This is a genomic window from Mesorhizobium sp. P2_A12 (genome assembly GCF_056405075.1).
Genome location: NZ_JBFUCU010000007.1, coordinates 94,252 through 111,829, shown reverse-complemented (window position 1 = coordinate 111,829; position 17,578 = coordinate 94,252). Strand labels below are relative to the sequence as shown.

The 17,578-nt window shown below is 63.3% G+C and carries 16 protein-coding genes and 1 pseudogene; 6 read left to right on the top strand and 11 right to left on the bottom strand.

Translation table 11 applies throughout. From position 1 onward, the window contains the following. Window positions 1-2 precede the first annotated feature (2 nt). From AC1DZU_RS17475 to AC1DZU_RS17465, 3 genes and pseudogenes are all read left to right on the top strand, one after another. The gene (locus AC1DZU_RS17475; protein ID WP_477286715.1) at window positions 3-1,043 is read left to right on the top strand and encodes a sulfate/molybdate ABC transporter ATP-binding protein; all 1,041 of its coding nucleotides are present in this window, start codon (window positions 3-5) and stop codon (window positions 1,041-1,043) included. A 217-nt stretch (window positions 1,044-1,260) separates the two neighbouring features. After that, window positions 1,261-2,246, top strand: a pseudogene (locus AC1DZU_RS17470) (sulfate ABC transporter substrate-binding protein). A gap of 353 nt (window positions 2,247-2,599) precedes the next feature. Further along, the gene (locus AC1DZU_RS17465) at window positions 2,600-3,049 is read left to right on the top strand and encodes an RrF2 family transcriptional regulator (protein WP_013530871.1); all 450 of its coding nucleotides are present in this window, start codon (window positions 2,600-2,602) and stop codon (window positions 3,047-3,049) included. Here AC1DZU_RS17465 and AC1DZU_RS17460 read toward each other — a convergent pair. From AC1DZU_RS17460 to AC1DZU_RS17430, 7 genes are all read right to left on the bottom strand, one after another. Beyond that, window positions 3,046-3,585: a gluconokinase gene (locus AC1DZU_RS17460; RefSeq protein WP_477286713.1), complete on the bottom strand. Its 540-nt coding sequence runs from the start codon at window positions 3,583-3,585 to the stop codon at window positions 3,046-3,048. The genes AC1DZU_RS17465 and AC1DZU_RS17460 overlap by 4 nt on opposite strands. A gap of 2 nt (window positions 3,586-3,587) precedes the next feature. Beyond that, a complete protein-coding gene (locus tag AC1DZU_RS17455; RefSeq protein ID WP_477286711.1) occupies window positions 3,588-4,574 on the bottom strand; it encodes an ABC transporter permease in 987 nt (328 codons plus the stop codon). Beyond that, window positions 4,571-5,551: an ABC transporter permease gene (locus tag AC1DZU_RS17450; protein ID WP_477286709.1), complete on the bottom strand. Its 981-nt coding sequence runs from the start codon at window positions 5,549-5,551 to the stop codon at window positions 4,571-4,573. Before AC1DZU_RS17450 ends, AC1DZU_RS17455 begins: the two co-directional genes overlap by 4 nt. Then, window positions 5,548-7,095 (bottom strand): sugar ABC transporter ATP-binding protein, encoded by a 1,548-nt coding sequence (locus AC1DZU_RS17445; protein WP_477286707.1) that lies wholly within the window; start codon window positions 7,093-7,095, stop codon window positions 5,548-5,550. Before AC1DZU_RS17445 ends, AC1DZU_RS17450 begins: the two co-directional genes overlap by 4 nt. Before the next feature lie 79 nt (window positions 7,096-7,174). Continuing rightward, complete coding sequence (locus tag AC1DZU_RS17440; RefSeq protein WP_095091454.1) at window positions 7,175-8,302, bottom strand: sugar ABC transporter substrate-binding protein; 1,128 nt, start codon at window positions 8,300-8,302, stop codon at window positions 7,175-7,177. Between the two features lie 302 nt (window positions 8,303-8,604). Next, window positions 8,605-9,633: an HTH-type transcriptional regulator GntR gene (gene gntR, locus AC1DZU_RS17435; RefSeq protein ID WP_477286705.1), complete on the bottom strand. Its 1,029-nt coding sequence runs from the start codon at window positions 9,631-9,633 to the stop codon at window positions 8,605-8,607. A gap of 155 nt (window positions 9,634-9,788) precedes the next feature. Continuing rightward, a complete protein-coding gene (locus tag AC1DZU_RS17430; RefSeq protein ID WP_477286703.1) occupies window positions 9,789-11,018 on the bottom strand; it encodes an MFS transporter in 1,230 nt (409 codons plus the stop codon). Window positions 11,019-11,194: 176 nt separating this feature from the next. Here AC1DZU_RS17430 and AC1DZU_RS17425 point away from each other — a divergent pair, with 176 nt between their 5' ends. After that, entirely contained in the window at window positions 11,195-11,482 is a 288-nt protein-coding gene (locus AC1DZU_RS17425; RefSeq protein ID WP_477286701.1) for a DUF3175 domain-containing protein, read from the top strand. A gap of 18 nt (window positions 11,483-11,500) precedes the next feature. Here the strand turns inward: AC1DZU_RS17425 and AC1DZU_RS17420 are convergent, their stop codons facing one another. Continuing rightward, a complete protein-coding gene (locus AC1DZU_RS17420; RefSeq protein ID WP_477286699.1) occupies window positions 11,501-12,277 on the bottom strand; it encodes a FadR/GntR family transcriptional regulator in 777 nt (258 codons plus the stop codon). Between the two features lie 102 nt (window positions 12,278-12,379). Next, window positions 12,380-13,276: an NAD-dependent epimerase/dehydratase family protein gene (locus AC1DZU_RS17415; RefSeq protein ID WP_477286697.1), complete on the bottom strand. Its 897-nt coding sequence runs from the start codon at window positions 13,274-13,276 to the stop codon at window positions 12,380-12,382. Between the two features lie 119 nt (window positions 13,277-13,395). On the opposite strand from AC1DZU_RS17415, the gene AC1DZU_RS17410 reads away from it, so the two are divergent. Further along, window positions 13,396-14,334: an NAD(P)-dependent oxidoreductase gene (locus AC1DZU_RS17410; RefSeq protein WP_477286695.1), complete on the top strand. Its 939-nt coding sequence runs from the start codon at window positions 13,396-13,398 to the stop codon at window positions 14,332-14,334. A 62-nt stretch (window positions 14,335-14,396) separates the two neighbouring features. On the opposite strand, the gene AC1DZU_RS17405 is transcribed toward AC1DZU_RS17410, so the two are convergent. Then, window positions 14,397-15,179, bottom strand: coding sequence for a FadR/GntR family transcriptional regulator (locus AC1DZU_RS17405; protein WP_477286693.1), 783 nt, complete (start codon window positions 15,177-15,179; stop codon window positions 14,397-14,399). A gap of 183 nt (window positions 15,180-15,362) precedes the next feature. Next, on the bottom strand, window positions 15,363-16,352 hold the full coding sequence (locus AC1DZU_RS17400) for a sugar-binding protein (RefSeq protein WP_095091449.1): 990 nt from the start codon (window positions 16,350-16,352) through the stop codon (window positions 15,363-15,365). A gap of 471 nt (window positions 16,353-16,823) precedes the next feature. Here AC1DZU_RS17400 and AC1DZU_RS17395 point away from each other — a divergent pair, with 471 nt between their 5' ends. Beyond that, window positions 16,824-17,564 carry an ATP-binding cassette domain-containing protein gene (locus AC1DZU_RS17395; RefSeq protein ID WP_095091448.1) on the top strand — a complete coding sequence of 247 codons (741 nt, stop codon included), beginning with the start codon at window positions 16,824-16,826 and terminating at the stop codon, window positions 17,562-17,564. The last annotated feature ends 14 nt before the right edge of the window (window positions 17,565-17,578 follow it).

Below are 17,578 nucleotides of genomic sequence, written 5' to 3'. Positions count from 1 at the left end.
GCATGGAAGTTCGCGTTGCCAACGTGCGCAAGGAGTTTGACCGGTTTCCGGCGCTTCACGACGTGTCGCTCGACATCAAGTCGGGCGAGCTGATCGCGCTTCTGGGGCCGTCCGGTTCCGGCAAGACGACGCTGCTCAGGCTGATTGCCGGGCTGGAGCGGCCGACGCGAGGAAAAATCTTCTTCGGTGACGAGGACGCCTCGCAGAGGTCGATTCAGGAGCGCAATGTCGGTTTCGTCTTCCAGCATTATGCGCTGTTCCGGCACATGACGGTGGCCGACAACATCGGCTTCGGCCTCAAGGTCCGGCATGGGCCGTCGCGCCCGCCGGCGCAGGAGATCCGCCGCCGGGCTTCGGAACTGCTCGACCTCGTCCAGCTTTCGGGGCTAGAAAAGCGCTATCCGGCACAGCTCTCCGGTGGTCAGCGCCAGCGCGTGGCGCTGGCGCGCGCCATGGCGATCGAGCCCAAGGTGCTGCTGCTCGATGAGCCGTTCGGTGCGCTCGACGCACAGGTGCGCCGGGAATTGCGCCGCTGGCTGCGCGAAATCCATGACGCCACCGGCCACACCACTGTCTTCGTCACCCATGACCAGGAAGAGGCGCTGGAGCTTGCCGACCGCGTCGTGGTGATGAGCCAGGGCCGCATCGAGCAGGTCGGCACCGCCGACGACATCTACGACACGCCGAACTCGCCCTTCGTCTATGGCTTTATCGGTGAATCGAGCTCGCTTCCCGTCAAGGTCGAGAATGGCGAGATCTGGCTTGCCGACCGCCCTATCGGACTTGCCGCGCCTCACGAGCCCTCGGGCGATGCGACGCTGTTCTTCCGCCCGCACGATGTCGAATTGCTCGACGGCTGCAGCGGCTGCATCGCCGGCACGGTCGCCGCCAGCCGCCGCGTCGCCGGTACGCGGCGGGTGGAGCTTGAGATCGGCGGCGAGCGCCAGCGGGTCGAAATCGAACTGCCGGTCGATCACCCCGCGGCGCAGAAAAGTCGGGTGGCCTTCCGCCCCGGTCGCTGGAAGCTCTTCCCGGCCGCTTGATCCAATCCGCCTGCGCATCGGTTCGTGAAGGATTTCGTGCGTACGCTGGCTGGAGTTCCGAAAGGACCTGTTGCGTGGAGGAAATCCTAACATCCGGCCGTTTTGACGATATCTTTTCTCGCGGCACGAGCATGGAGCCGCTGCGCGTGCCTCGTCGCGCATCATGCCCCACGGCTATGGTCCGACCATAAACGCATTGCATCGGAGGTCTGTTTTCATGAAGCGATTTTTCCTTGGCGCCGCCGCCGTCGCCGGCCTGTTCCTCGCATCCTCCCAAGCCTGGTCGGCCGACAAATGCTCAACGCATCCTATGATGTCGGCCGTGAACTGTTCGTCCAGGTCAACAAGGCCTTCATCGCCGGGCATCCCGGCGTCACCGTCGACCAGTCGCATGCCGGCACCTCGGCGCAGGCGCGCGCCATCGCCGAAGGGCTTGGCGCCGATGTCGTCACCTTCAACCAGGTCACCGACATCGACTTCCTGGTCAAGAAGGGCCTCGTTTCGGCCGACTGGCAGAAGGATTTTCCCGACAACGCCTCGCCCTTCTATTCGCTGCCGTCCTTCCTCGTGCGCGCCGGCAACCCCAAGCACATCAAGGACTGGAACGATCTCGTGCGCGACGACGTCCAGGTGATCTTCCCCAACCCGAAAACCTCGGGCAATGCGCGCTACACCTATCTGGCGGCCACCGCCTACGCCAAGGAAGCCTTCAAGGGCGACGACGCCAAGGTGAAGGAATTCATCACCAAGCTGTTCAACAACGTGCCGATCTTCGACACCGGCGGGCGCGCCGCGACCACCACCTTTGTGCAACGCGAGATCGGCGACGTGCTGATCACCTTCGAGTCCGAGACCCGCGGCATCCGCAAGGAATATGGCGACGACAAGTTCGAGCAGGTCACGCCCTCGGTCAGCCTGCTGGCCGAATTCCCGGTAGCGATCGTCGACAAGGTGGCCGACGAGCATGGCACGCGCGATCTGGCCAAGACCTACCTTGACTTCCTCTACACGCCGGAAGGCCAGGACATCCTCGCGCAGAACGGCAACCGAGTCCGCGATGCAGCCGTCGCCGCCAAATACAAGGCCGACTTCCCCGATGTCCGCCTGCTGACCGTGGACGACGTCTTCGGCGGCTGGGATAAGGTCCAGAAGGAGCATTTCGCCGCCGGCGGCCTGCTCGACCAGACCTACGGCAGCCGCTGACGGGGCAGCATCCGAGGTGAACGCGAAAGCCGGCGCTGTGCCGGCTTTTTTCGTTTCGTGCGCCGGCAATCCGGTATTCAGCGGACCAAAGCATGATCCCGAACAGCGGAATCCGGTTTTCGCCAGAATCATGTTCAAGCCGAGAAGCAGAGTTCCATCCCGATTCTATCGGGTGGAACAGGCTCTATCGGCTTCATCATGCAAAACGTTACAAAGAATCAACGCGTTTGTGCCTAACGTGCCATCTGGCGGCTTGTTTTCGCGAAACGCCATCGCGCGGCGAAAACGTCATTATTTGCACACAAACAGTCGCCAGATGCGGGTGGTTGGGGCTTCAATGGGTTGATCTGGGCATGCTGACTAAAAAAGGCAAATACGGCCTCAAGGCCCTTGTGCATCTGTCCGGCCTGCCGGCTGGCCAACTGGCCTTTGTCAACGACATCGCGGTCGCCAACAACATCCCGAAGAAGTTCCTCGATGCCATCCTGGGCGAGTTGCGCAACGCCGGCTTCGTCCAGAGCCGCAAGGGCAAGGAAGGCGGCTATCGCCTTGCCCGGCCGGCCTCCGAAATCAAGATCGGCCATGTCGTGCGCGTGCTTGACGGACCGCTGGCGCCGATCCCCTGCGCCAGCCGCACACAGTATCAGCGCTGCGAGGACTGCGACGAGGCGACCTGCCAGGTCCGGCACATGATGTTGGAAGTACGCCAGGCGATTGCCGAAGTGCTGGACAATCGCAGCCTCGCCGCCATGCGCGACGCCGACAATGATGATTTTCCGGTCGAACTGACGTCGCAGATTTAGCGCATCTGACGAACCGCGGCAGCGACAAGTTCGCCGACCGGGCGCGTCGCGTCGAGCGTCAATGCCCGCTCATCCGCCGCCGGTGGCTCGAGGATGGCGAACTGGCTGTCGACCAGGCTCGCCGGCATGAAATGACCCTTGCGGCTGGCGACGCGTCGCCTCGCCGTGGCAGCGTCGATCTCCAGATAAAGGAAGACGATCTCCGGGCAGAAGCCGCTCAGCCGCTCGCGATAGCTGCGCTTCAGCGCCGAGCAGGCGGCAACCACGCCTTCGCCCTGCCCTACCGACATCACGATGCGCTCGCCAATCGCGTCGAGCCAGCCTTCACGAAGTTGATCGGTGAGCGGCTCGCCGCTTGCCATGCGCGCGACGTTTTCGGGCGGATGCAACTGGTCGCCCTCGATGAAGATGGCGCCCAGCGTGGCGGCCAGCGCGGTGCCGACGGCCGACTTGCCGCAGCCGGCGACACCCATCACCACAATGGCCGGCACCGAACCGGGAGCGCCCGTTGGCGCCTGTTCTGTCTTTTCGTCCACTGTCAGCGGCTTGCCGGCGCGCGGCCGTAGAGCAACAGCATGGCAACGATGACGATGCCATAGATGATCTGCCGCCCCGCCTCCGGCATCTGCATGACGGACAGGATGGATTGCAGCAGCGTGATCAGGATGACGCCGGCGACGGTGCCGAGATATGAGCCGCGCCCCCCGAGGATCGAGGTGCCGCCAAGCACCACCGCGGCGATCGACGGAAGCAAATAAGCGTCGCCCATCGATTGCGCCGCCTTGGAAGCATAGCCGGCCAGGAGCACGCCGCCGAAGGCCGAAAGCCCGCCCGAGACGGCGAAGGCAATCATCACCACGCGCCGTGTGTCAATGCCCGAGAGATAGGCGGCGCGCTCGCGATTGCCGATACCGTAGACGGCGCGGCCAAAGCTGGTGCGAGTCAATGCGAACACCATCGCCGCACCGATCAGCGCCCAGATGATGACCGCGTTGGGGACGCCCGGAACGGCAAAACCGGTCGCCAGGTAACGCATCGCGCCCGTTGCCGAATCCTGTGGCGAGAAGCCGCCGGTGTAGACCACCATCAGCCCTTGCGCGACGGCGTTGGTGGCCAGCGTGATGATCATCGAGGGGATGCGCAGATAGGCGACGCCGATGCCGTTGACGACGCCGATCAGCATGCCGCAGACGATGCCGAACGGAATGGCCAGCGCCACGCCGACGGGACCATAGGCGGCCGCCGCACTGGCCATCATGGCGCCCATTGCGACCGACCACGGCACCGACAGGTCGATCTGACCAAGCAGGATGACCAGCATCATGCCGGTCGCGATGACGCCGAGGAACGACGCCACCTTGAGCTGCTGCAGAAGGTATTCAGGAGACAGGAAGCTTCTGGAATAGAGGCTGCCTAGGAACAGCAGCAGCACGATGCAGGCAAAGGCCGTCAGCACAGCCGGATCGGCGTGCCGGATGAATCTGGGCATGCGGCCGGCAATGCCGCCAAGCGTCGTTTCGCTCACAGGAACCACTCCAGCCGGTTGCGGACCCGAAACAGGGCGAAGGCGCCGAGGCTGACCGCGATCAGCAGGATAACGCCCTGGAACAGCGGTTGCCAGAGCGGATCGAAATCGAAGACGAAGAGCAGGTCACCGATGGTGCGGAAAGCCAGCGCGCCGAAGATCGCGCCGATGGCGCTGCCCTTGCCGCCGAACAGCGAAACACCGCCAAGCACGACGGCGGCGATCGAGAACAGCGTGTAGGCGTTGCCGCTGGCATAGGCTGCGTCGCCGGTATAGGTGAAGAAGGTCAGGAACAGCCCGCCGACTGCGGCAAGCAGCCCGGCCAGTGCGTAGGCGGCGAATTTTCCACGGCGGATCGGCACGCCGGACATGTAGGCTGCCGTCTCCGACGAGCCGGCTGCGTAAGCCGCACGACCGAGCACCGAGCGGCTGAACGGCACCCAGACAAACAACACCACGGCCAGCAGCACGACCAAGCTTGCCGGCACCACGCCGAACAGTCGTCCTGTCAAAGCGTCGGCGAGGTCCTCATTGACCGAGCCGCCGGGAAAAGGTCGCAGCAGCAGGGCAATGCCGAAGTAGACGGCGCCGGTGGCGATGGTGGCGACAATCGGCTGCAGCCTTCCATAGATGACGATGGCGCCGTTGATCGCCCCGCACAGCAGCCCGGTGCCGAGCACCGCGATGACGCCGAAGGCGGTTTCGATGCCAGTGCCGATGACCAACCAGGACGCCAGGCAATTGGTCAGGGTGAAGATCATGCCGACGGACAGGTCGATGCCGGCGGTGATCACCACCAGCGTCTGGGCCATGGCGACGAAGGCGAGCAGCACGCCCTTGTTCGCTGCCGTCTGCACGACATTGGCGGTGAAGCCGGCCGGGTGGTTCGAGGTGTAGATGACGAACATGACGATGAAGATGCCGAGCGCCAGCAGCGTCCCGCGCTGCTCGGCCAGCCAGTAGCGCCAATCCTTCACGCGTTTGCTCCCAGGCTCACAGGGCTCTCCTCGCCATGGATGTTGAGCGCGCTGGCGATCAGCGCCCGCTCGGTGATCTCGGCGCCAACCAGCTCACGCTTGACCGCCCCATCATAGAGCACCAACACGCGGTCACAGCAGCCGATCAGCTCGTCATAGTCGGTCGAATAGAACAGGATCGCAGCACCGGCATCGGCGAGCTTGCGCATCAGCTGGTAGAGCTCCTGCTTGGTGCCGACATCGATGCCGCGCGTCGGATCGTTGAGCAGGATGATGCGCGGCTGGCGCATCAGCCATTTGGCGATGACCACTTTCTGCTGGTTGCCGCCCGACAGCGCGCCGACCGGAATGTCGAGCCCCGCGGTCTTGATCGCCAGCAGGCCGACCATGTCGTCGATCAGCCGCTGCTCGGCGGCACGGTCGATGATGCCGGCTTTGGACAGCCGGTCGAGCGCGGCGAAGGACAGGTTTTCGCGCACCGTCATCGGCAACATCAGCCCTTCGGTCTTGCGGTCTTCGGGAATGAGCGCCATGCCGATACCGTCTTCACGTGCGGCGGCGGGGCTGGCGATGGCAACGGGCTTGCCGTCGATGAGGATCTGGCCCGACAGGCCGCGCAACACCCCGAAGAAGGCAAGCAGCAGTTCGCGTTGGCCCTGACCGTCGAGGCCGCCAAGACCAACGACCTCACCTGCCCCAACGGTCAGCGAGACATTGTCCAACCGGTCGGTCCATGAAAGCTTGCGTGCCTCCAACACCGGAACGGCGGCAGCCGAAGCGCGTGGCGGCTTCGGCGGAAAGATGTGGCTGTATTCTCGCCCGATCATCAGTTCGACGACTTCATTGTCGCTCTTTGTGCCCGCCGCGTAACTGGCGACATTGCGACCGTTGCGAAACACCGTGCATTGGTCGGCCAGTTCGGCGATTTCGTTCATGCGGTGCGAGATATACAGCAGCGCCAGCCCTTCCGAGCGCAGCCGCTTCAGCACGCCGAAAATCTTGGCGACATCCGTCGCGGTCAGCGCCGAGGTCGCCTCGTCGAGGATCAGGATGCGCGGCTTGCGTGCCAGCGCCTTGGCGATCTCGACCATCTGGCGGCGCGACAGCGGCAGGTCCTTGACCAGCGCCAGCGGGTGGATATCTGCTGCGCCCGCGCGCGCCAACGCTTCCTCCGCAATCCGGCGTTGTGCCTTGCGGTCGATCATGCCGAACCGCGTCGGCGGGTCTGAGATAACAATGTTGTCGGCAACGCTGAGTTCGGGAACCAGCGACAGTTCCTGGAAGATGCAGACGATGCCGGCCTGGTTGGCGGCAGCCGGCGAAGCGAACGTCACCTCGCGGCCATCTAGCGTCATGCGCCCTTCGTCGGGCGCAACGACACCGGCCATCACCTTGATCAGCGTCGATTTGCCGGCACCGTTTTCGCCGAGGATGCCGTGAATGCTACCGGATGAGACCGAAAGCTCGGCCTTTTCCAGCGCCCGCACACCACCATAGCGCTTGGATATGCCTTCCATCCGGAAGAGCGGAATCGCACCGTCCATCGGGCCTCCCGAGGCTCTTTGACGACTAGGGATATCGAGTGGTCGGCGCCGCGGAATATCCCGCGGCGCCTGGGTGCAGCTACTGGTCGGCCTTGGTCTGGCCCATGATTTCCTGCGCGGTGAAATTGATACCGCAGGTCGGGAAGGAATTGCCGACGAAGAAATTGTCGGACTGATCAGGGAAGAAATCCTGACCTGCCTTGAAGTTCGGATCCTCGACGATCGCAAGCGGCAGCTTGACCGACTGCGGGACGACGTTGCCTTCAAGGGCTGCTATCGCCGTCTTGATGGCAACCGCCACCTGGGCGGGGCCGGTACCGGCTGACGAGCATTTCAATCCGTCCGCCGCATGGGCCGCGCAGAATTTGCGGAAGCCGTTCTCTGTTTCGCCGCCGAACGGCACGAACGGATGCTTGGCGTCGATCATCGCCTGCACGATGCCGGTATCGCCACCCTGGCCGGTGATGCCGACGAACGGACCATTGGTGGCGATCGCGTCAGCCGTGACTTTCTGCGCTGTCGGATCGTCCCACTTGCCGGCGACTTCGGTGACGTCCCATTTCTTGCCCGAAGCGTCGAGAACCTCATGGATGCCATTGTGGCGATCGGTGTCGACCGACGTGCCGGCGACGCCGCGGACTTCAAGGATCTTGCCGCCTTCGGGGATATGGCCGGTCAGCCATTTGCCCCAAAGTTCGCCAAGGCCCTTCTGATCGACATTGACGTTGATGGCATCCTTGGTGTCGAGAATGTTGTCGAAGGCGACCAGCACGACGCCGGCTTCCTTGGCGCGCTTGATGACCGGGGCAAAAGCGGTCGGGTTCTGCGCGTTGACCACAATGGCGTCGTAGCCGGAATCGATGAAGTTGTTGATCGCCGAGATCTGCGCCGGCACATCCTCGCCGGTCGACACCACCTTGAATTCCTTCAGCTTGGCGGCGACGTCCTTCTGCGCTGCGTAAGCCTTGGCCGTCTGGATCATCTGGATGCGCCACGTGTTGGCGATATAGCCATTGGCGAGCGCGATCCGGTACGGGCCATCTTTTTTGGGAAACTTGAAGAACTGCGTGTCTGCGGCCCAGGGCGCGAAGCAGTCCGGTTCGGCGGCTGGGCCCTTCACGACTTCGGGGCCGGCGGCCATTGCGGCCGAGTTGAGCATGACAAATGCAGTGGCGGCAACGATGCCACCCACGAGTGACTTGATCATCGATATTCCTCCCAGTTGCAGTTTTGATTGTTTTGGCTGCCATGCACTTCACGCGTCCGGCGAGGCACCTCCTGCCTTGCCTGTCGCGTTTTCTTAAGTCGCCAATGTCGACCCGGCTTCCTCCCTTGCCACCTCTAAATGGGAAATAAAAACTATCATATTATACATAATAAACAAGCATGAGCTGTCGCTTATATATAATAAACAGGCTTGGCTTTTGTCGTAAGTTTCCACTCTAGACAACTGGTAGCGCTACCATGACGTTGTGTAAACCGGCATTCACACAGTCGCTTCTGTGTGTTTCAACGGGCAGTGCTCTCGCGGCGTTTGAGTTCGAAGCCGAGATCGACGATCCGTTGTTCCGGCCTGTTGCCGGCGATCGCCGCCAGCGCCATGGCGACCGCGCGTCGGCCGATCTCATACCGGTGGGTGCGGATGCTGGTGATCGAAGGAAACGCCACCTGCATCATGTCGAGGTCGTTGAAGCCGACGATGCCTATCGTCTTCGGCACCGCGATCGAGGCGCGATGACACTCGAACAACACGCCGAGCGCGATGTCGTCATTGTTGCAGAACACACCGTCGAGCGTCGGTACCTTTGCTAGCGCGTCGCGGAGCATTTCGCGCCCGAGCGGCACGCTCGACAGCACTGGCGTGGTGGTGACGAGGCGTGGGTCGAACAGCCCGGCGGCCTCCATCGCCGCGCGATAGCCGGCCAGGCGCCGCTGCGAGCGCGGGTCCATGCGCGCGCCGATGAAGCCGATGCGGCGGTAGCCTGTCTCGATCAGATGCTCGGTCGCCGCCCTGCCGCCGTCGAAATGCGAGAAGCCGACCATCATGTCGACAGGATCGGGCCCGGTTTCCATGACCTGCACCACCGGGCAGCCGGCGCTCTCCAGCAGTTTTCGCGAGGTCGGTGTCTGGTCGATGCCGGCGACGATCAGCGCTGCCGGCCGCTGCGAACCGAAGACCTGCAGCAGCCGCTCTTCCTCGAGGCCGGAATAATGGGTGTTGCCGAGTTGGATGCGGAACGGGCTGGCCGACAGGCTGTCATAGATGCCGCGCACCACCTCGGCAAAGACGTTGTTGGTGAGCGACGGCACCAGCACGCCGAACACCTCGGCGCGCGCCGAAGCCAGTGCCCGCGCATTCGGGTCCGGCACATAACCAAGTTCGTCGACCGCGGCCTGGATCTGGCGGCGCAATTCCTCCGAGACGCGCCCCGGCTCGCGCAGGGCGCGCGACACGGTGATGGCGCCGACACCGGCCTTGCGCGCGACATCGGCAATGGTCGGGCGGCCGCCGCCCCGGCGCGAGCGCGGCTTGATCAAGGACCCGCTCCCTCGGAAGAGCACCCACCAAAGCGCGGGGATACGATCGTCCTTGCTGTCGTCATCTCACCCGGCTTGCCTTGCCGCACCCACTCATGCTCTGGCGTCGCGCAGCCTTTCGCCCTTGTCAAGCAACGCGAAGTAGCTCAGCCATTTCAAGCCATCGCCACGGCACGTTGCCTTGCCTTCCAAAACAACAGACCGATCGCCAGTATGTTCAGCAGATTCCAGGCGATACCGTTGAGGAATGCCGCGGCGTAGGAGCCGGTCAGGTCGTAAATCCAACCCGACATCCAGCCGCCGATCGCCATGCCGAAGATCGTCGCCATCATGACAATGCCGATGCGCTGGCCGGCCTCTTTGGCCGGCATGTATTCGCGCACGATGATCGCGTAGCAGGGCACGATGCCGCCTTGCGACAGGCCGAACACCAGCGATACGACGTAAAGCGAGGCAAGCCCGTCGAAGGGAATGTAGAACAGCAGCGACAGGCATTGCAGCACCGAGCCGATGAGCAGCGTCTTCACGCCGCCGATGAGGTCGGCGAGAAAACCGGAGGCCAGCCGGCTGACGACGCCCGCCGCCATCATGATCGACAGCATGTCGGCGCCGTGCGCCATGCCATAGCCGAGATCCATGCAATAGGCGACGATATGCACCTGCGGCATCGACATCGCCACGCAGCAGCCGAGGCCAGCGACGACCAGAAGCACCTGCAAGGCCGCCGGCGACAGCGAGATCGGCTGCACCGGCCGGCTTCCCGGCGAACCAGCTGCGGCAGTCTCCGGAGCACCGCGCCGCAGCAACAGCACCAGCGGCACCATGGTCACCAGGCAGAAGACGCCGATCAAGGCATAGGTGAAGCGCCAGCCTTCAGACTTCATCAGCGTCGGCATGATGGTTGGCCAGATCGCTCCGGCAAGGTAGTTGCCGGCGGCCGCCGCGGTCACCGCGACACCGCGCCGGCGGTTGAACCAGTGCGAGATATCGGCGATCAGCGGCCCGAAGATCACCGACGTGCCGACACCGATCAATAGCCCTTGAGCAAGGGTGAATTGCAGGATCGAGGTCGACAGCGCCGCGAGCAGGAGGCCGGCGGCGAGCGCAATCGAGGAGAGCAGCGCGGGGATCCAGTAGCCCATGCGGTCGATGGCGCGGCCGACCAGCACGTTGCCCGCGGCGAAACCAACCATGGTCGCGGTATAAGGCATGGACGCCGCGGCGCGATCAACGCCGAACTCGGCCTGCACGGCGGGCAGCACGACAACCACAGCCCACATGCCGACGCCGCCGATCGTCGCCAGCAGCATCGAAATGGCGAGCCGCATCCAGGAATAACTGCTGTCGATACCGGGGCTCGGCCGGCTCAAGTCGGTTCGGGTCAAGGCGTTTCCTGTCGGCGGTCTCGAAAATCGGCAGCCGTTTGCGCCACTATCGGCACATTCGCAACGCGCAGCAGCGCCACGGCGGGCAAATCCGTCGCACCAGACCCAAGACCAATGGGGAACCGATGCCAAGGTGTGGAGTTTCCCGGCAAGCCACCCTGCAAAGGAGTCCTGTCATGACCGCGAAGAAGAAATGGTCGGCCGAGGTGACCGAGCACAGCGACGCTATGGATCTCGAGGACCACGTCTTTGAACCCGACGACGCCAGGAAGATCGCAGCCTCCCTCAAGCGATCCGCTGAACACAGCCACCGGCGCAAGGCCGAGCCGTTCCAGTCCGCCATGTCGATGCTGAACTTCTACATCAACCGCGCCGGCAAGAATCTGCCCGCTTCGCGCAGACAAGTGCTTGAGGACGCCAAAGACGAGTTGCGCGCCGCCTTCGGGCGAGAGAAAGAGGACTAGCCGCGACCCATTGGGTGCCTAGCGCGAACGGATGACGCCGTCGGTGTTGGCCAACAACTTGCGCACCGCGTTGCGCGCCGCATCCGGCCGCTGCAGGCGGATGTTCTTCTCGATCGCCTCGTGCAGCTTCTGTGCGTGCTGCAAATCATCCAGCTCCCGCGTCGTATAAGCGAACAGGTGGTCGAACGCGGACTCGATGAGCACGCCGAGCGGCACCAAAAGGTCGTTGCCGGATGCGCGCAGGATCGCCAGGTGGAAACGCGTGTCGGCACGCGTGCGCTCCTGCAGGCTCGTCGCCTCGCCCATCTCGCGGCAGGCCTGGCTGATCTCGGCCATCTGCTCGTCGGTCCGCCGCATGGCGGCAAAGGCGGTCGCTTCCGGCTCGATGATATGGCGGAACTCCTGGACGGTCTTCAGGAACACCTCGCGATCCGGGGATGTCGCGTACCAGGCGAGCACGTCGCGATCGAGAAGGTTCCAGCGTTCCTTCGGCTCGACCCAGCTGCCGATCTTGGGGCGCGACGCCAACAGGCTCTTGGCCATCAGCATCTTGATCGCTTCGCGCACGGCCGAGCGGCTGACGCTGAAGGTTTCCGACCATTTCGCCTCATTGGGCAGGATGGTACCGGGCGGATAGTCGCCGCGCACGATCCTGAGACCAATCTCGCTGGCCAGCGAAGCATGGACGCTCGAGCCGGGGATGCGCGCCGCGTCAGGTCGGCGAACGCCTGCCGGGCGCTCGCCGGAGGCCGCTTTCGCTGGCGATTTTTCCTTGTTCGGCTTCGCGTCCCGCATAGGCTCCAGAAAGGCCGGATTGCAGGGGCTGTCAAGCGCGGCAAGCGGCTCAGACGGCAAAGCCGGCCGCTGTGCACAGATCAGCCCGATTGCTCCTGCGGATCAGGCCTGCTTGACGTATTTGCGCCAGCTGTGCTCCGGGCGGAAGCCGAGAATATCCCGCGCCTTGCGGTTCGACAGCAGCGTCTCGTATTCGCCGAGTTCGGCCTTGACCGGTACGCTGGGATAGAACCGCTTCAAGAGTTCGGCGGTCGGCAGGTCGGATGAGGTATCGTCATTGGCGGCGTTGAACACCTGATAGCCGAGCCCGTCCTTCTCGACGGCACGCAGCGTGATCTGGCCGAGGTCGCGCGCGTCGACATAGCTCCAGGCGATGCGCTTGCGGAAACCCGGGTCGGCGAACCATTTCGGAAACAGTGAATATTCATGTGGCTCGATGACGTTGCCGATGCGCAGCGCATAGATGTCGGTGCCGCTACGCAGCGCAAAGGCGCGCGCCGTCTTCTCGTTGACGACCTTGGACAGCGCGTAGCTGTCCATCGGATCGACATCATAATCCTCGTCGAGCGGGAAATACTGGGGATCACGGGGCTCGTTGGCGAACACCAGCCCATAGGTGGTTTCGCTCGAGGCAATTACTACCTTGCGGATGCCGAGCTTCACCGCCGCCTCGATGACATTGTAGGTGCCGAGCGCATTGATGCGGAACACCTCGTTGTCGGTGGTGATCATGATGCGCGGGATGGCGGCGAAATGCACCACCGCATCGACTGGCTGGGAGCGCAGCGACGGGTCGAATTCGTGCAATCCCATATAACTCGACAGCGCGTTGAACACCTGTCCGCTGTCGGTGATGTCGGTGATCAGCGTGCGCACCTTGGGATTGTCGAGCGGCTTGGTGTCGATGTTGAGCACCTGGCAGCCCTGCTCCACCAGATACTGCACGACATGGCGTCCGGCCTTGCCGCTACCGCCGGTGAACATGATCCGCTTCGTCATTTTGCTCTCCACATACGCTGGGATTTATGTGTATTGTCAGACAAAATCGCAATCCGCAACCACCCTCGCCTGCAAAACGGCAGCGCTGATCATCAATCATTGCAACAGGACTTGAAGACATGAACACGACTGCCGCGAGCGAAAAGATCGGCTTCATCGGCCTTGGCCTGATGGGGCACGGGATCGCCAAGAACATCGTCGACAAGGGCTACAGCCTGACCTTTCTCGGCCGCAAGAACCGCAAGCCGGCGGAAGACCTGCTTGGCCGCGGTGCCGTGGAAGCATCGACCTCGCGCGACGTCGCGGCGGCATCGGACATCGTCTTCATCTGCGTCACCGGATCGCGCGAAGTCGAGGCCATCATTCGCGGCCCCGGCGGCCTCAAGGAGGGCTTGAAAAAGGGCGCGGTCGTCGTCGACTGCTCGACCTCCGATCCGGTCTCGACCATTGCACTGGCGGCCGAACTCAAGGCGCTCGGAATCGACTATGTCGATGCGCCGCTGAGCCGCACGCCGAAGGAGGCCTGGGAAGGCACGCTCGACGCCATGGTCGGCGCGCCGGACGCCGTCTTCGCCCGGCTGAAGCCGGTGCTGGAAACCTGGGCCGGCCGCATCGTTCATATCGGCGACACCGGCGATGGCCACCGCATGAAGCTGCTCAACAACTTCATCTCGCTCGGCTATGCCGCGATCTATTCGGAGGCGCTGGCGCTGGCGCAGAAGGTCGGCATCTCGCCGCCGCGCTTCGACAGCGTCATCCGCAACGGCCGCATGGATTGCGGCTTCTACCAGACCTTCATGCGCTGGACGCTGGAGGGCGACCGCTACGCCCACAAATTCTCCATCGCCAACGCCTTCAAGGACCTGACCTATCTGGAATCGATGGCGGGCGCGGCCGGCATCGCCAACCCGCTCGGCAACGCCACCAAGAACTCTTTCGCCGGCGCCTTCGCCACCGGTCCGGCCGAGCAATTCGTGCCGATGCTGGCAACCCATATCGGCAAGGTCAACGGCGTCGACCTGATGCCATCGAAGGATGGCAAGAAACAGACGATTTGAGGGAGAAGCAGTCCGCGCAGCGGACGGAAAGCCAATTAAGGGCCGGCGTCACTGCCGCACTATCACCGCCGTGACCGCCCGATCCCTTCATCGGTGTTCTCAAGCAGTTTGTGCACGGCGTTGCGCGCGGCTGTCGGACGCCGCAGGCGGATGTTCTTCTCGATCGCCTCATGCAGCTTCTGCGCATGCCGCTGATCACCAACCCTCTGCGTCGTGAAGTCGAAGAGATGGTCGAGTGCCGATTCGATCAGCACGCCGAGCGGCACCAGCAGATCGTTGCCGGAGGCGCGCAGGATGGCGAGATGAAAACGCGTGTCGGCGCGGATACGCTCCTGCAGGCTCAAGGCATCGCCCATCTCGCGGCAGGCTTGGCTGATCTCGGCCATCTGCTCGTCGCTGCGCCGCATGGCGGCAAAGGCCGACGCTTCCGGCTCGATGATATGGCGAAACTCCTGCACGGTGCGCAGGAATGCCTCGCGATCGGGCGCCGTCGCGTACCAGGCCAGCACGTCGCGGTCGAGCAGGTTCCAGCGCTCTTTCGGCTCGACCCAGCTGCCGATCTTGGGGCGCGAGGCCAGAAGGCTCTTGGCCATCAGCATCTTGATCGCTTCGCGCACCGCCGAACGGCTGACATTGAAGATTTCGGCCCATTTGGCCTCGTTGGGCAGGATGGTGCCGGGCAGATAATCGCCGCGCACGATCCTGAGGCCAATCTCGCTGGCCAGCGAGACATGAACGCTCGCTCCCGAAAAGTGTGCAGCGCCAGCCCTGCGCATGACAACCGGACGGAGGCTGTCTTGTGCCTTGGCCCGGTCGGTTCGCTTCTTTGACTTCTTGTCCGGCATCCACGTTCCAATGCGTCGGCCGTCTGTCGTCCGGACTGGTCCGAACCCGAACGGCACGCCGATCTCGTTGCCGAAAAATCCAGACCATGGACGCGGCAAAGCCGGAGCCTGCCGCCCCAACCGCAGTGTCCCGTTCAGGAATCGACGGGGGGCGCCCGTTGCCGAGCGCCCCAAATCGAGAACCTACTTCTGGATGCAGGTGTCGACGGTGTCCTTGGTGCATTCGTCGAGACCGGTAAACACCGGATCGGCGACGGTCTTGCCTTCGATCAGGTCGATCATCACCGAGGGCGCCTTGTAGCCCATTTCGAACGGCCGCTGGCCGACCAGTGCGGTGACCAGGCCGTCACGAGCAATCGCCACCTCGTCGCCAATCGTGTCGGCTGCGCCGATGACGAAGTCGTTGCTGGCGATGCGGTCCTTGAGCGGCCCGAACAGATCGCGATAGGGCTGCGGCGCACCGAACAGCGGCCAGCCGCCCATGATGCCGAACGCGTCGAGCTTGGGGTTGGCGGCGAGGATATCGGTCATCGCCTGAACGCCCTTGGCGCCATCGTCATTGGTGAACACCGGGCAGCCGGCGACTTCGGTCCAGCCACCTTCGCCGGCGAGCGCAGCGAGGCCTTCCTTGCCCGACAGTGCGTCACGCATACCTTGCGCGCGGCGCAGGATGTTGTCGGCCGCAGGATTGCCCTCGATGGTGCAGATCGTGCCGCCATTCGGCTTGCCCTTCTTGATATACTCGCCGATCTTCTTGCCCATCAAATAGTTGTCGGTGCCGAGATAGGTCTTGCGCAGCGCCGCATCTTCCTTGCTGAGGTCGGCATCGACCGTCATGATCGGGATCGTCGGATTGGCGGTCTTGATCGTTTGCGCGATCAGCGGCGCGTTGGATGGCGAAATCGCCATCGCCACGGTGTCGGCCTTGCTCAGCATGTCCTGGACGATCTGCGCCTCGCCGGCCTCGTCCGAGGTCGAAGCCGGGCCGGTGTAGAAGCATTCATATTCCGAGCTGGCGTTTTCCTTGTTCCATTTCTCGCAACCCTGGTGGATGGCTTCGAAGAACGGATTGTCGAGACCTTTCACGACAATGACGAGCTGTTTCTTGGCCAAAGCCGGCCCGGCGCCAAGCGCCATCATGGCGGCGGCGGCGAGCAAAAGTGATTTCCTCATGTCAGTCCTCCCTTGAAAACAGACGGACACGGCGTGCCCGCCACACAGATCGACCGGACGCGTGATGACCGAGGTTCGTTTCGCGAGCACTCGTGTCGCCAAGACAGATCGATAAGCATTTCCAGATGCGGCTTTGGACCGGCTCAACACACGGGGTATAGCCGGAACCTCGACCGATAAGCCTCCACCGATTCCACCCGGCGAACCGCCGGCAGGGATCGGCATAATCTCCTCCGACGCTTAGCTAATATCGGCTCGCCGCCAACGTCAATGCTATTTGTCCTACAAAACTGATTTTTAGAATAATCCAGCCTTAATTCATCCGACAATTGATTGACGCGCGCCGGCTTTTGCGTAAAAGAACGCTAACGCTGTTTCCGGGAGGAGCTGGGGAGAGCGAGGCCAAAGCAGGGCCGGCATTGACGCCGGGAACAGCAGCAGGTCGCAAAGCACGGGGAGGCAAGAAGGCTGGTGGCGGTTCTCGAACTCACCAACATATCGAAGCATTTCGGCGCCATCCAGGCGGTCAACGATGTGTCGTTGTCGATCGAGCCCGGCCAGGTTGTCGGCCTGATGGGCGACAATGGCGCCGGCAAGTCGACGCTGGTCAAGATGATCGCCGGCAATTTTCGCCCGAGCCACGGCACCATGCAGATGGACGGCAAGGATTTGATCCTGCACAAGCCGGTCGAGGCCCGCCAGCACGGCATCGAGATCGTCCATCAGGATCTGGCACTCTGCAACAATCTGACGGCAGCGGCGAATGTCTATCTCGGCCGTGAATTGCGCCGCGGCGTCGGCCCCTTCCGCATTCTCGACTACGCTTCTATGTACAAGCGCGCCGGCCAGATCTTTGCGGAGCTCAAATCCGAGACCCGCCCGCGCGACCTCGTCAAGCAGATGTCGGGGGGCCAGCGCCAGGCGGTGGCGATCGCCCGCACCATGCTGTCGCAAGCCAAGATCGTGCTGATGGACGAGCCGACGGCGGCGATCTCGGTGCGGCAGGTCGCCGAGGTGCTGAACCTGATCCGCCATTTGCGCGACCAGGGTATTGCCGTCGTACTGATCAGCCACCGCATGCCCGACGTCTTCACCGTCGCCGACCGCGTCATCGTCATGCGACGTGGCCGCAAGGTCGCCGACAAGACGATCGCGTCCAGCTCGCCCGAAGAAGTCACCGGGCTGATCACTGGTGCGATCGAACAGGTTTGATTTCAGCGCGTTCC